Source organism: Bradyrhizobium sp. HKCCYLS3013 (genome assembly GCF_051167615.1).
Classification (GTDB): domain Bacteria; phylum Pseudomonadota; class Alphaproteobacteria; order Rhizobiales; family Xanthobacteraceae; genus Bradyrhizobium.
In genome coordinates, this window is record NZ_JBNPTK010000003.1 from 470,156 (window position 1) to 486,246 (window position 16,091).

A 16,091-nucleotide genomic window follows, 5' to 3' on the forward strand; every position below is an offset into this window, starting at 1 on the left:
CGGATGCAGGCGGCGCCAAAGGTCTGCAGATCACAGGGCAACGACGTGGAGATTTCGCGCCGAACGCGCCTGCAGCTGGCCCAAGTCGTGCGATCGATGATACCCAGCGGATGAGCGAGTAGCCACGTCCCGCTGGCTGATCGCTTTCAGAAGATGTGGCTATCGATGGTGACCGATCGATTAACTAGAGGCAAACAGCGCCCTCTCCGCGATCAGCGCTTTGTTCGGCGCACCAGCCTTTGAGCAAGAAGCTTGTTGATAACTGCAAGACAGAACGTCCTGCCCCTTGATTTAGCCCTCGAACCAAAATCTCGCAAAATAGTGTATATGAATCAGACTGTCAGGAGTTCAGTTCGAATCCCTCCGAGCGCGCCAGAGCCATTGACCAGCCTGCGCCCTGCTCCAGTGCGATCCAACCCTCCCCTCCGGTCAGCCTGTCCAGATGACCTCCCAGGACGGCCGCAGTTTTGATGCCCGGACAGACGGGCTCAAGCGGTCGCGACGTCGTGCGTGAGCCGGCCGACCTGGATCAACGGCTGCGTCGCATCGCCGATGCCGCCGAAGACCTTCAGTTCGATCTCGACGCGGGCATGGCCCGCGGTCGTTGGCTTGGTCGTCCCGCGCCACGTATCGATCATCTGCGCGAACGGAGTCACGAAGGCCGGCTTCAGATCGGGATCGACCACCGATGGGGTCGGCGTCAGCAGGTTGATCGGCAGCCGCACGCGAGGGATCGCGGGCTGGCCGGCCACGATCTCGTAGCTGTACATGCCCTGCATCGCGACCTCGTCGCTTGTGCTGCCATTGCCGCCGGCATAGAGCGCGGCGAAGAATGTCGTCAGACGCGCGTCGAGGTCGCCGGATGCGCCCGACATCGCGTCGAGCGAGAAGGCCGTGTAGTTCAGCTGCGGGACCACGGTGGACGCGAACCGCACCTCGGGCGTCTGGAACAGGAATGCAGCGTTGGTACTGGTGGTCTTGAGATCGGCCAGCGGGAACAGCGCGAGATTGCGCTGCACGAACACCGACGCCCAGCCGCTCTGGTACAGCAGCACGTCGAGCGGAGCGATCGAAACGGTTCGGGCGGGCAACCCACGTGCCTCCTCTTCGCCGAGATAAACCGTCTTGCCGTCGACCTGACGCGTATAGACGTAGGCGATCTGCACGCCTGCGGGCAGCTCCGCCGGAGGCACCGCCTGGGGCGTATAGAGCTCGGGTGCAATCGCGATCACGGGCGCCGGAAGCGTGGTGGTGCCATTCGAGATCGTATTGGCCGCCGCATTCCAGCTTGCCGCCATCCCATCGATGGTGATGTTGACGAGATTGGTGCGCGCATGCCCGTCGCTTGTGCCGTCGAGCGTCGACAAAAACTTCACGATCACATGGGCCGGGGCGGCCGCGAGCCTTGTGGCTCCGACCGTCTCCCGCGCATAGGCATCGGCGACCTGCCGGGTCTCAACGGCAAAGGCGGCGGTCGCCTTGCGCGCGGCGGCCAGCGTCGCCGGATCGGGTTCGGCGCCATCGATGCCGACCAGATACTGGTTGAGGTCGCGCAGGATCGCCGGATAGTTGGTGACGAATTGAGCGAGCGCGTTGAACAGGTCGGGCTCGCCGCTCAGCCTGGCCGAGCCGCGCAGCGTCGGCAGGGTGGGACGGTTGAACTCGATCGTGCAGGACACCGCGTCGGCTGCCGCCTGCTGGTAGAGATAGTCGAACGAATAACTCCAGGCGCTCAGCTTCGATGGATCAGTCGCGCCCTCACCGGTGAGCTGCCGCGCCTGCTGCGCAGAGACCGTGGGCGGCGTCGGCAGGTCGCGATTGACCACCGGAATGTTGGCGGTCTGCGTCCCCAACGGATAATCGAACGGTCCATTGACAAAGGCGAGCCATCGCGAACCGACATAGCCGTCGATGCCGGGGACGGTGCGCCGCTCGAACTCGAGGTGAGTGAGCGACAGCGTAAGCTTCAGCGGTACATAGGCTTGATCGATGACGTTCTTGGTGGCGAACACGAAGGCCAGTCGCGGATCGTACCAGGTCTTGCTGGCGGGATCGTAGACCTCGCCGAGCGGGATGCGCGTCGGCGTCAGCGTGTAGTTCTGATTGTCCGCCGCGCCCTTGATACTTCCGCCCGGCTGACCGTAGAGGTTCGGCGGACCGGCCGGATTGTCGTCACCGCCGCCGGTCACCTCGGTCAGCCCGAACACAACGGCTGCACCGGCCCGATAGGCTGCGCCGAGCTGATTAAGCAGCTGCTGGCGCAGCTTCTCGGCCGCGGCAAATCCAGTCGAGGGATCGCCTGCGCTGGTCGACAGCACCGGCAGCGTCTTCAGGCTGATCGTGTCCGCCAGCGACTCCTTGGTCGACAGCACGCTTCCCAGCGACCCGTCCTTGAGCGGATCGGTCACGCCGTCGATCCGGTCGAGGATGAAGGCGTGCGGCGCGTAGTCGGCCGACAGGAACCGATCGATGGCATCCAGCACGCTCTGGAACCACTGGTTCAGATCGACACCGTCGAGATGCACCGTGTCCGTGTCGCCGCTGTCATAGCGCGTGATCGTGGCATCGCCGCTGGCAAGCGCCTTGGCGATCGGCTTCGGCGCGAAATAGCTCGGCGACGCGCCCAGCTTGAAATGGATGCCCTGCCCGGCCGTCTTGCCGAAGCGCACGGCCCAGAGCTGCTGCGCGCCGTCGGCCGCATCCTCGCCGTCGCGCGACAGGCCCTGCCCGACCTTGAGATACCAATCGGCCGTGGCGAAAATCGCCTCGACCGCCGTGCTGAACACCGTGTAGGACACGTTGCCGTCGCCGTCGGCGCGCGGCAGGATCGCCGCGGCCACACCGGTGCCGCCCTGTAGCGCCGCCACGGCCGGATCGACCAGCAATGGATTCCGGCTGAATGCGAGCGTCACGTCGAGTTCGAGGATGTTGCCGGCGGCGATCGCATTGACGTCGACCGGGAGCGACAGGGTCACGGCCGGGGCTGCGGGCGCCTGCCCCTGCGTCACGAGCTTGAGGTACAGCACGCAGGCGCGCACATAGCCACGAATGACATCCGCCTGCGCATCGCTGAGGTCCATATCGGGCTTGGCCAGCAGCGAATTCGACAGCCGCATTGCCACCGCGTTGCCGGAGACGCCCGGCACATTCACGGCGACATTTTTGGAATAATCCTGATGCAGCTGATAGTAGATCCGGGTGTAGAGCGAGAGATCGTCGGCGGCCCGCGCCGCACCGTCCGCCCCCGCATAGGCGGCGGCGTTGAGGGACAATGCAAGCTTGAACGCGGCACCGCCCGCGGCGTCATAACTATAGCTGGCGTTGGTATTGATCCAGGACCCAAGCCCGATCAGTTCGTCGCGGTACAGCAGGGGCACCGCAGCCCCGTTGAGCGCGCCGCGATACCCCTGCGGCGGCGCCTCGAACGGCGTCACCGTGGTGTTGCCGAAGATGTCGCGCCATTGCAGCGCGACCTGCGCCATGGTGCCGACACCGAGATAGGGATTGGCCGCCCTTGGCGGCAGATTGGAATCGGAGGGATCGGGCGCGGCGTTGACCAGCGCGAACTGCGCGCCGATGCCGATCGACTGGCGATAGTCGAAATCGGCAAGAGCGACCTGCGCCAGCCGGTTGCCGCGCGTCGTCGCCGAGCGGGCATGGCTCTCGAACGCACTGGCCTCGTTGTCGTCGTGATCCTGCGGACCGAACGGCATGCCGAGCGGACTGACCTTGTAGAAGACGTTGCCGGCAAGCCCCGCGGCAAGCGAGGTGTAGAGCTGATACATCGTCTTCTTGGCAAAGTCCGGCGCCGCGGGATCGTCCGGCGGGAGGCCGAAATTGTCGCGCGTCAGAGCGAACCCGATGTTCTGCGGTGGCAACTGGTCGCGCAGCGAGAACAGCTGAGGATCGAGATCGAGCACGGCATTGACCGGAAACAGTCCGGGCGCAGCGCTGGCGCCGCGGGCGATCAGGTCGACGTCCAAGCCGTAATAGGCGGCCATACTGGCAAAGCTCATTCCGGGCGCGGCCGAGGAATTGACCTGATAGGTCAGCGGCGGGATGTAGAACACCGCCGCGAGCGCAACGCCGACCTGCGGATTGAATGCGGCGATGTCCTGGCCGGTGATCGGACGGACTGCACCGGCGGAGAACAGCCTGGCGAGCTTGTCGAGCGTGGCCTGCGCATCGATCGCCCCGCCGGTGCCGCGGACCAGATCCGCGTCGGTGAGCTGGCGGACCGCGCCCACGATCGGCACCAGTGCGTCCGCGGCGAGCGGCCTGGTCGCGTTGACCTCGGCGATCCGTCCGGGCCCGGGGCCGTAGATCGCCGCGAGCGCGTCGAGCGATGCTCCTGCCTCGACCGGCGCCGTCGGGCCGGTCGAGGCCAGCGACACCGTCTGCACCAGGTCGCTCTGCGGATCGACGGCGTCGGTCGTCACGAAGGCGTTGACGAAATCGGGAAGCGTCGTGCCGAAGGACTCGCTGCCCTGCGCCGCGAACGTCACGACCACCGTCACGATGCCGGAGCCAGAAGAATCGAAGACGGCCGCCGGCAGGCCCTCCTCGCTTTCGACGTTCTCGTAGTAGAGATAGTAGCCGCCGCTGCGGACCGTGCTGAGCTCCCACATCAGGCGGATGAACTGCGCCGGGGAATTGGCAATGCCGCGCGGCGGAGCATCCTCGGCGCTCAGCATCAGCCGCAGCGCTGCGGCAGGATTGGTCTCGGTCGACAGGTTCGTCTGGGTGATGAAGGCTAGGAAGTTGGCGTCCGCAGGCGTCACCAGCATCGGCGCACCGGGTCCGGACTGGTTGTAGAGCAGGAAGACGGCGGAGGCGATGCCTTCGCCCAGCGCATCCATGGCGGTCAGGATGCGCTGCAGCCGGACCGCGTCCTCCGAGCTGGGCCCGACCAGCTCATAGACGAACGGCAGCGACGGCGCGGATGCCGGACCGCTCGGCAGATCGCCTGCGCCTGTGCCCTGAGCAGCCAGCGCCGCCGCGTCCGGCAGGCGCTTGATCTCGATGTCGAGCCGCGTGCACCAGGCCCAGCGTCCCAGGTCGGCATAGTCGGTGCGTCCGGTCGCGGGGTTGCTGCGCCCGATCTGCGGCTGGAACTTCGGCAGCAGCGCGAGGGTCGAACGGAGATCCGGCATGACGGCGCCGATCGACTGCTCCCGCGTGGCGACCAGATTGGTCTGCGCCGGCGGCAGGCTCCACAGCGTCGGCTGCGCTTGCGCGCCGGAATCGGCGGCCGCGACCATGCCGCTGCGGTTCGTCAGCGCCAGCAGGCTCGCGACGGATCCGCTCGACCAGCGCGCAAAGCCGCTGGCGGTAAACGGCCGCGGCTGACGCTCGGCGAGCGGCAGCGCCGCAAATGTCGGGCTCGGGACGAAATTGCCGGGCGCCCTCGCCCAGCTGACGACGACGTTCAACGCGGCAAAGGCCTGGCTCAGATCAACCTCCATGCTGAGGCCGGTGCCGGCATTCAGCATGATGAAGTCGAGCAGGACACCGTGGCTCTGCGTCTCGCGCGCGAAGTCGATCTTGTAGCCGCTGGCAGAGCTGGGCGTCGGGAACTGCTGGCCGGTGAGCTGATAGACACCGTAGCCCGACTGCGTCCTTGGATAGAGGAACGCAGGCGACAGCGTCAGTCCGTCCTGGACCGGCAGCCGCAGCCCATAGACCAGGAAGCGCGAGACCATGCCGGCGGTCTGGCCGACCTGGCCCGTGGCCGCGATCGCCGACCACAATGCGCCGACCGACAGAGCCTGAAGATTGGCGACGGTGAGCAGGCCGCGCTCCGCCTGCACCGAGAACAGGCCGGCGACGCCGCGATTGGCATCCGCGACCGCAACCGCGGTGGTCTGGAATAGGCTTGCCACGACGGCCAGCGTATCCGACGACGGGCCGGATGTTCCGGCCGTCTTGTAGGCGATCGGCCAGATCGCCAGCGGCAAGGTCGGCTGCAGCAGGCCGGCGGCGCCGTAGAGCACGCTCTGCGCGGCGAGTGCGTCGATCGAGATCGCGCCGAGTTGCAGCGCGATTTCGTCGAAGCTGTCGCCCTGCCGCGTCACATAGATCTGCTCCTTGCCCTGGCTGTTGGTGAGCAGCAGGATGACGCCGCCCTGCAGCATGTGGCGTGACCGGTTGGCCACGATCAGGCGGTCCGGCGTCGTGGTCCAGCGCGGTGCCGGCGCCGCGTCGGAATAGCGGCCAGCGATGCTTTGCAGGGTGTCGCCGGTCTGAACGACGTATTCGAGGTCGTCGATATGCAGCGACAGCCCGGCTCCCAAGGCATGATCGACGTTGGGCTGGACGATATCGGCAATGGTCAAGGCGTTGCCGACGATTCCGTTCAGCTCATCCAGGATAGCACCGATGCTGCTCGTCGCGGTCAGCGGATAGGCATAGCTCTGCAGCGCGTCGGCCGCGGCCTGGAGCAGTTGGCGCGCGATCAGCGTGAAGGTGTCGACGAACACCAGCGCCGCCATCGACTCTGCCGAGTTCGCATCGCTCTCCGCGGCAAGCCGTCGCGTTTCCTTGTTCTGGGCCTGGATGTCCGCAGCCACCTGCGCGAACAGCTTGCTGACCGCGGTCGCATAGCCGGGCGTCGCCGTGGTGTAGGTCTCGAACGCGATCGGCGACGTCTGGCCGCCGGACACGCCGGGCACCTGCAGCTTCAATCCGTCGAACGCCGGAAACAGCACCGAGCCGGCGTCGAGCTTGGTCTTCAGCCCCGACGATTGCGCCGTCGCCGGATTGAAGATGTCGAGCGTGAAGGCGTCGGCCAGGAACTGCAACAGACCCTTGATCGACAGGAACGGATCGGCGGTGTCGGCGAGGCGCGCGACATAGGCCTCGAGCTGGATGAGCGTCACCGACGTGGCCAGCGTCTCGACGAGCTCGGCCGCATCCCCGCTCTCGTTCCCCAGTGCATCAATGATCCAGGGGAAGTAGACCTCGGCCAGCACGTCGAAGGACGTCTTGGTGGCGGACGGCGCGCTGGCCGCGGCATCCGGCGCGTCCATCGCGAGCAGGAGCACGAATGCCCCTTGGTTCGAGGCTGCGTCGGTGGCTTTCTCTGGAGCAAGCACGGTGTACTGCGCGCCGGCCATCAGCGACAGCTTGGGCTTGTTGCCTTCGGCGGCTACAAGGCCCATGCGATGAGCGGCGGTCGGCGCGAGCCGCTTCGGTCGCGGCGTCAAGCTGCGCGCCAGCCGCATCGCCGCGTCCGGTCCGCGCGCATGCGCCCGCTGCATCAGCAGCGCGTCGGCGCGTGCCCCCTGAACCTCCCATGGCGCCGTGCTGGTCTGTCCGATCACGAAGGTTGCAGACACCTGGGCCGAGAAGGACAGGCTGATCGAGATCGAGAACAGGCCGAGGTTGATCTTGACCTTCAGGCTGATCGTCACGCTCGCGCTGGCGACCACCGGAATCTCGCGATAGCTCTCATAGGTGAGCTGGATCGACAGCACGATCTTGACATTGACCGAGGCCGAGATGATCGCGAAATCGACACTGCCGTAGAGCAGGCCGATGATGCCGACGGTGCCGGACAGCCTGAAGTAATAGTCGCTTTGCAGTGCGCCGCTGCTGGCACGCGATGCCAGCGTGCGCGTGGCGTTATAGGGATGCCACGGCGCCACGACGCCTTCGACGATGCCGAACACCGTGAGCGCAAAACCCGCCTTCAGTGGCCCCTTCTCGAAATTGTAGCCCAGGCCGAGCTGCAGCCCGATGCCGAACTCGATCACCGGATCGAAGGTGCCGAGGTTGGTCTTCGGGATCCTTGTCGAGGTCGCGTTGGAGAGCTTGCCGATGTAGAAGCCGCCGGCGCCCAGCACCGGAACGCCGTAGACGATCACCGAGATCGAGAAGGAACGGCGGAAATCGAGATTGTAGGGGAAGCCGATGTCGATGAAGAAATCGCCGTTGGTATAGACCTTGATCCCGAGCTGCGGCAGCGTGATCGACACCGCGCCAAAATTGAGGTTGCGGATGATGTCCGGGAAGGTGAAATCGATCTGGTAGACGCCGATGTCGTCGGTGATCTTCTTGTAGAGAATGTCGACGACGAGATTGGCGAGCCCGCCCATCTTCTCGCCGGCGAGTGCCAGCCGCAGACCGTAGAGATTGGGGTCGTTGAACACCAGCATCGCATCGATCGACCAGGCGCCCGCCACCTTCATCAGGCCGAGATGCCCGGCAATGAGCCAGTTGTTGGACTGGTCGTAATAGGGCAGCCCCGGTGTCCCGCCGTCGTCCGCATTGGGATCGACCGGATTCATCTTGCCCGTCGTGCTGGGGACGGACTGCAGCGCGCAGATCACCTCCTTGGTGCTCTCGAAGCTGGAATGGCCGGTGATGCCGATGCGCTGCCCGAGCACCAGCAGGAACAGCTTGAACCATTCCTCGCCCCGGCCGGGCACCGACGGCAGGTCCTTCACGTCCTGTCCCTTGGCCGGATCGAGCAGATTCTTGAACGCCGGATCGTCGGCGACGAGCGGGCTCGAGCCCTCGATGGCAAGCGTCACCTTGCCATCGGTGCCGCGACGGAAGGTCAGCGCGGTGATGCTGATGAAGCCGAGATTGATCGGGCTCGACAGCTCGTAAGTGGCCGACAGGCGTTGCGAGAAGCTCTCGCCGTTCTTGAGGGAGACGTTGACGCGCAGCGCATCGAGCGAGATCTGATTGAGGAGGTCCCAAGGCGAGTCGAGGGTGAAGTACGGATTTCCGAGCGTGCGCACCAGCGCCTGGACCAGCGAGCCGATGCTCCAGCCCTTGAGGCTGAACGTGACCAGTTCCTTGTCGCTCTCCCAGGCCGCGCGGAATCCTTCCCACTCGACGAACAGAATATTGTTCGAACCCGCCTCGGTCGTCTTGAACTCATAGCCCATCGTGAGCTTGAGATTGATCGCCGAGTAGACCCAGGTGCCTTGCGCGAAGCCGGAGAACTGCTGCTGGGCCGGTTTGTTGCCGTCATAACTGACGCCGAGCCGTGCCGGATCGATGCCGACGGTCTGATCGCCGAATGCGAATGTCCACTCGAAGCCGACAGTGATGTCGTAGCTCGTCTCCAGCTCGCCCTGCTCCGCCGGAATGGTCGCGGTGATCGCGAATTCGGAGATGATGAGGTCGCCCGGCAGGAAGCTCGGGAAACCGTAGGCGCTGCCAGGCGAAAAGAACTGGTTGATCAGGTCCGAGACCTCGAGCCGCTCCTCCAGCGAGGCGGCGAGGTCCCACCGCTTCGGCGTTTCGAACCCGTCATAGGTCACGCTGACCTTGGTGTGCAACGGGCCGACATCGAGGAAGCCGCCGACGCTCGACTTCCATTGCGTCTGCGAGGCGGTTTGCAGCGCGCCTCCTCGCGAGGTCCGCAGCATCGGCAGCGGCGCCGCCCGCAGCAGCGTCGTCGCGTTGCCCCCGTCCGGCGTCTGCGTCGGAGTCTGCGCCGCGATCGAGACCGTCCCCTCTCGCACGGCAAGGATCGGCTGATCGTTGATCTTGAGCAGATTGAGCGTGAGGCTGAATCCGGCATCGAACTGAAAGCTCTGCGCGCCGTAGTCGACCGCGACCGCGATGTCGCCGAGCTCGAAATCCCCGACATTCTCCACGTCGAGCACAACCGCGCCGCTGGACAGCGCCGTCAGGAAGTCGCTCAGCTTGGCGGTGCCCGCGAAGGACGCGTAGAACTGCTTGGCTGACGTGAACTGGACGGTGAACACGCCGTCGCCCTCGCCGTCCGGTCCCTTGAAGACGCTCGGCGCCAGCACGAACTCGGTGGTGAAATCGTAGGTCTGCTGTCGCTTGGTGCCGTCGAACGGATACGCCATCGACCATTGCAGCGAAAAGCTCGTGATCTTGAAGTCGAGCACGCCGGTCGCCGGCAGGATCTGCCAGCTCGTGTCCTTCGAGCTGCCGATCTCGATCGAGACCGCCGTGATCGTCGGCGAGCTGCCGAGCGTGCCGGCGATCGAGAAGCCGTTGAGACCGACGAAGGCGAGGAACTGCTGCAGCACGTCGGGAGTCGCGGCGAGATAGCCGCCATTGCCGCCCATCACCTCGATCACCGTCGCCGGCGTCAGCGGATCGCCGCCTTCGACGACGGCGAGCGCCACCGAATAGTTGGCATCCGCGCCAGGCGTGATCTCGACGTCGAGCTGATAGGAGCCGGTACCGCCGATGTCGAACTGCGAGGAGATCGCGAGCGTCGGCGCCTGGTCGCCCGCATCCGGATCGACGGGATCGGCCAGCACCAGTGCGCCATCGACCTCGTCAGCGCCATCGGGCACTGGAATGGTCAGGGCCAAGCTCGGATCCTTGACCGTGAACTGCGACGCAAGCTTGAAGGTGCCGTCCTGGATCGCCGCCCGCAATTGCCCCGGCGGGAACAGCACGGTCTCGCCGTTGAAGATGCCCATGTTGAGGGCGCCGCTCAGCAGCAGGTCGCCGGTCGGCGCGGTAAGGCCGGGAAACAGCAGCAGGAACGGCTTGGCGACGTCCGGCAACGCGACCTTGGCGTCGAAATTCTGCACCGCGCCGCCGCTCACGGCACGCCCCGCGGAGTCGCCAAACGGATAGCTGCCGGTCGCCGTCGAGAACACGAAGCTGACGTTCTTCAGCGTGCCGAACTGATTGAACGGGAAGCCGCCCATGAAGGCGAAGCTGCTGGTCCAGGTCCAGTTCGACGGCGTCGCCTCGGCCTGCACGATCAGTTGGTCGCCGTCCACCGTGAACACGAGCGTGGCCTTCGCGGCCAGCGGAGCGGTGGCGCCGATGAACGGGATCGTCGCCGACTGCACCGTGAACGCCGCCTCTTCCACGGGGCCGACGTCGGATTTTTCCACCGTTACCTTGAAGTCGGCGGCAGCCTTGAGGAAGAAGGCCTGGCTCAGCCAAGTGTCGTAGTCGGCGGGGACCTTCACGGCGGGATCGGCGAGGCCCGCCGTCAGGAAGGCGGCATCGAGCGCGAAGGCGGTCTCGCCGGCGGCGGCTTCGACAGCGGCGCGGAGATTGTCGATAGCGCTCATCGGCCGGCGCTCCCTTCAGATGTCGGCGAAGACGCCGAAATGATCGCTGGTGTTGCGGACGCGCCCGTAGTTGCTCCAGCCGGTCAGATTTCCGGCGCCGCCAATCCCGGGATAGTTCGCCGCCGTCGGCGCGCCCGGCCACCCCATCGGCGCCGCGGTGAACTGGTTGGCCAACGCGACCGTGCCGAGGGGAGGATTGTCCGGCGGCGCCATGACCCCGTTCATCGGCGTGCCGGTCACCGTGTTCATGATCGTGGTCTGATAGTTGTGCATGCCGTTGTGCGGCCAGACCAGGACGTTGTCGATCGAGTAGAACGGCGCGGCGACGAAGTTCGAGCCGACATAGCCGTAGCCGGGATAAAAGCTCTGTCCCGGCCCGCCGCCGTTCGACCAGAGGAATTTGGACGCCGCCGTCTTGTCCTTGCCGCGGATATGGGTGGAGAAATAGCCCTTGTACTGGTCCAGATTGACGGGAACGCCCACGGCCGTCGGACTGAGAAGCAGCGTGTAGGCACCGGGCCCGCCGGTGAGCGGATTGTAGAGACCCGAGGCCGTCCCGTTGACGGCGAACAGATTGACGTTGAAATCGCCGCCGATCACCCGCGTCTCGTTCACACCGAGGGCGCCGACGACGTCGTTGATCGTCGACATCGTGGTGATGTAGTTCGCCGCCGCGGGGTTGTTCGGCGGGGAATGGATGCCGAAGATGGTGAGGTCGCGCTGGACGTTGCCGAGATTGTCGGCCTCCGTGAACGTCGCCATGAACGGCTCGCGCAACCCGGCGAAGGCAACGGGCGCGCCGAGCGTGGTCGTGAAGGCGATACGCGCGGCCACGACGTCCTCGTTGATGCCGCCATTGTGCTGGGCCCCTGCAGGAATCTGCCGCACGCCGCCGAGCCCCGGGGGCACCAGCATTCCGTTGACGTTGACGGCACCGAGAGGCACCAGCATGCCGTTGTACGGCGTGGCGACGCCGCCGCCCGGCGGCACCGACATGCCGCCATGCCCGCCGGTCCAGATGTTGGGCCCGGTGAAGTAGCGGTTGAGGGTGCCCGCAGTGTTGGTGCGGCGATAGAGAATGCCGACCGTTTCGGCGCGGCCGCCGACTCCGGTGTAGAGCGGCGGCACGGCGTTCCATCCGCCCGCCACCATCGTGGCGGGGTTGTTGAGTCCGAACTGCACCATGGCGAGCGCATTGATGCCGCCCGTCTGGCTCGCCAGTGCGTTGGGCGCATTGTCGCCGGAGCTCACCTCGATGATGACGATGATGTCCGGCTGGGTGGCCGTCAGCACGGCATTGATCACCGCGCGGCGCTGGATCGCGCTCTGCATGTCGTTGAGGCCGCCATGCCCGCGCTGCCGCTTGATCGAGGCCGAAAAGATCTTGTTGATCGAGAAGTTCTCGATGTTCCAGAACAGGATCCGCGTCATGATGACGGCTCCTGCAGCTCGGGCTTGTTTGCGGCGAAGGCGAGCGACTGCTCGCAGCCCGGATTGTCGTCGGCGACGTAGGCGGCATACCAGCCGAGGCTGCCGGTGTTGTCGGGATCGCCGAACAGGAAGAACTGGATGTTGGCGGACGGCGGCAGCTTGGCGATGCCGAAGATCTTGATCGCGATGTCGTCGATCCGCAGGCAGTAGAACCACTTCGGCCCGTCTTCCGACAGCTTGCGTCCCGATGCGGTCGGCACCGGCTGGCGCAGGATCGAGATCGCGCCGACCGCAACCTTGATGACGCCCTGGATGCTGAACAGGCTGGCGCCGGGCGCCGCGCCCGGCAGGCTCATGCCGATGAAGACCGCATGCTGCGCGTCCGAGCCGGTGGTGACCGGCGACCATGCCGCGAGCAGTTGCGACTGGAAGCCGACGCCGGAGGCGAGTGCTCCCGGGCCGCCCAGCGTGATGTCGTAGACGACGCCGAACCAGGGCCCCTCCAGCTCGGTCAGGTTGAGCTGCGAGGTCACCGGCAGGAAGCCGAGATCCGACGGCTTCTGATCGCCGGTCGCGTTGACGAAGCTCTTGAGCTGCAGTGCGAAGCCGCGGAACAGGCTGGTGTCGCGCATCCTCGAGCCGTTGAGATTCCAGGCGAGGTTGCCGGTCGCGACCTGGAACCGCTTGGCTCCGGGCGTCGCCTGCGGATAGGTCATGCCGATCACGAGGCCGGAGAAGGCGAGCCCGATGCCGAGCGCTTCCTCCGGCGTGTCGGGCGGGCTGCCAAACGACAGCAGGTCGAGCGTCTCTCCGATGGTGCTCTCGAGCGCCGTGAAATCGAACTGTCCCCAGACCAGGAAGTTGCTCGCCACCGTGGCGCCCTGGTCCTGGGTGCCAATCGTGTTGAACTGCACGCGGTCGAAGGCAACGGCCGGTAGCACGTTCGACGGGCTGGTCAGCACGTTGGTCGTGTTCTGCTCGAAGACATAGGCGCTGCGGCCGCCCTGGTCGACATAGCTGCCCTTGAGCACGATTCCCGTGAAGGGCTGCGGCGTGCGGCGCGAGTACAGCCGCGAGACCGGCGCGCCGAACAGCGCCGCAACCGAGAGCTGGACGTGGCTGTCGAACCGCGTCAGCCTGGCGTTCTCGAACAACGACTGCAATTGCAGCACGGTGAAGTCGAACTCGCCGCTCATCTGCACCGCCACCGGCACGTCAGGCGCAACGCCGTTGGAGATGTTCATTGCATAGCGCGGATCTTCGTAGTCGATCAGGCCGAACAGACTCGAATTGCCAGGGGGCATCGTGATCCGGCCGCTCCGACCATCGACCGTGACGCGGCTGACGGTGAAGCCGAAATGATGGGCGTTGAAGCGGGTGAAGTCGATGCCGGCGGCAAGCCCCGCAATCTCGGGCGGCATGTCGCGCTGGCCGAGATCGGCCGCGAGCACGATGACGCCGGTCCAGTTCGGATCCTGCGCGATGCGCGCGAAATTCTCGTAGAATGGGCCGGACGCTCCCTTCGAACGCACGATGGCTTCCGCGATGTAGTCCTGCAGCCATTGCGACAGGCCGGTGTAGGACAGCGCGGCGGTGACCGGCGGCGTGCCGGGCAACAGCGAGAACTGCTCCGCCGACGTCCAGCGATTGGCATTCGTGACCCGCTCCAGCAACGAACCGGAGCAGAACTTCATGATGACAACGTTGCGGTAGGCGGTCGCCGACGCGCCGGCGCCGACCGCCGCGGTCATGGTCCAGCCCGCAATGTTGACGGTGTTGGCGAACTGGGCGCCGGTGCCGAACGGCTCCGGATTGACGGCGACGAGAAAGAGCTGGTTGGTCTGCAAGGCGTCCTGCATCGCCTGGGTCGGAGCAGATAGCGCGAATGGCAGGGTGTTGCCGTCGCGGTCGATCGACTGCGCCATGCTGACCTTCAGATAGGCACCCGTCGTCGGATCGCCCGCGATGATGAAGCCCTGCGGCGTCGTCCCATCGGTGCTCGGGCCGTCCGGCAGCGTGCCGCGCAGCGCGTGAGCCCGCGCCGCCTGCACGCGCGCCGACCACGTCTTGCTGCCATAGCTCGAGATCAGCGACTTACGGGTCGCGGCCACGATCTGGCTTTCGAACTGGACGAGCGTAGCGCCATCGAGGCCGCTGCTCGCAGCAGCTCCATAAGGCACCAGCGGAAACGTCTTGTCGTTGCCCTGGGCAAGCGGCATGAATGGCGGCGCCGATTGCAGGATCGCGACGTCCTCGGCGCCGGCGCCGGCCTCAGCCGCAGCGTAGATCGCGCTGCCTTCGGGCTCTGCGAGATAGTCGACGACGCCGCCTCCGGAGACGATGGTCACCCAGGAGGTCTGATGCTCGTCCGTCAGGCGCGCCGCGACGGCACCGCTCGTGGGACGGTTTAGGTCCGCCGTCTCGAATGGAAACACCGGCGCGTAGCCCGGCTTCGAGGGAATGGCGTTGAGACGATCGTTCTGGGCTGCAGGCAGGCTGACGTCGTACGCCTTGAAGCTCAGCGCTTCCGATCCGAACAGTCCGCCCATCAGCTTCGCAAGCTGCCCCGCCGAGCTGCCATCGGCACCGAGCGCGTAGTGGCCGGCCAGGCTCAGATAGGTCGTGCCTGTCTCGACCGCGGCCGTCTTCGCGGCGCTGGTCGCAAAGGCGAAGCCCCCTGCCCCGAGCGCCGGCGCCGTATCCGTGCTGCCAGCCCCGAGCGGCGTCAGTTGCACGACACGCCCGCCGGTCGTGCGGAATTCGCTGGTCAGCGCCGGCGCCCCCTTGATGGCGAAACCCGAACGCAGATAGCCCTGCTCGAGCTGCTCTCGGCCGATCGCGCGGTTGGCCGGATCGCCGAGGTCGAAGGCGCCTGCGATCGAAAGCTGCGACGGCAACGCCGCCACCGTCATGGCGGCATATTGCGCAGCTTGCGGCGACGACGCCGCGCTGTTGTTGATGACGTAGCGGACGCCCTGCCCCAAGCCCTGGCTGACGAACGCCTGCTTCGAATCGAGCAGCCCATCAAAGGTGACGCAACCGGTGTTGGCACCGCCGAACGGCACGTAGGCGTAGATGCGATTATTGGAGGTCGGCGCAAGCCGAATGCCGAGCGGGTTGTCGCCCTTGCCCGAGAAGCCGACGAACGGAGGCGAACTCAGCGCCGAGCCCGACAGGCGCAGCGCCCCACCATCGATCTCGATCCGGGTCTGATCGAGAATGTAGAATTTGGCGTTGCGGGCGAACCAGAGGTTCAGGTTGCCCGAGACCTGGTAGACCGGCGGCAGGTTGATGAAGGAGATGCCGTAACTCTCGAAGTCGCCAAACCTGACCGGATTGGCCGAGGCCAGCCAGACGACGGCGCGGTTGCGCGTCGCCTTGCTGATATAGGTCCGCACACGCTCGGCGAACCCGCCGGGATCACGATCAAGATCGGCGGGCCGCTGCGTGGCGAAAATATAGCTGCCACCGTACTTCTTCAGCGAGTCATCGTAGTTGATGAACGGTGGCAGCGACGAGCCCGTGCCGAGAAGGTAGCCGGCCCAGCCAACCGAGCCGGCAACCCTGGTCTCGTAAATCGCAGAGGAGTCGACCTGCTCGAACTGCGCTGACGCGGACGCGTCCATGCTC

Annotated in this window: 3 protein-coding genes; all 3 read right to left on the minus strand. The window is 65.9% G+C overall.

Annotated elements, in window-relative coordinates; genetic code table 11:
- Positions 1 to 488 precede the first annotated feature (488 nt).
- Genes ACQR1F_RS08915 through ACQR1F_RS08925 form a run of 3 tightly spaced genes read right to left on the minus strand, consistent with a single transcriptional unit; the run spans position 489 to position 16,087 of the window.
- Positions 489 to 11,030: a LysM peptidoglycan-binding domain-containing protein gene (locus ACQR1F_RS08915; RefSeq protein ID WP_434912874.1), complete on the minus strand. Its 10,542-nt coding sequence runs from the start codon at positions 11,028 to 11,030 to the stop codon at positions 489 to 491.
- A 15-nt stretch (positions 11,031 to 11,045) separates the two neighbouring features.
- Positions 11,046 to 12,461 (minus strand): hypothetical protein, encoded by a 1,416-nt coding sequence (locus ACQR1F_RS08920; protein WP_434912875.1) that lies wholly within the window; start codon positions 12,459 to 12,461, stop codon positions 11,046 to 11,048.
- Positions 12,458 to 16,087 carry a hypothetical protein gene (locus tag ACQR1F_RS08925; RefSeq protein WP_434912876.1) on the minus strand — a complete coding sequence of 1,210 codons (3,630 nt, stop codon included), beginning with the start codon at positions 16,085 to 16,087 and terminating at the stop codon, positions 12,458 to 12,460. Before ACQR1F_RS08925 ends, ACQR1F_RS08920 begins: the two co-directional genes overlap by 4 nt.
- Between the last annotated feature and the right edge of the window lie 4 nt (positions 16,088 to 16,091).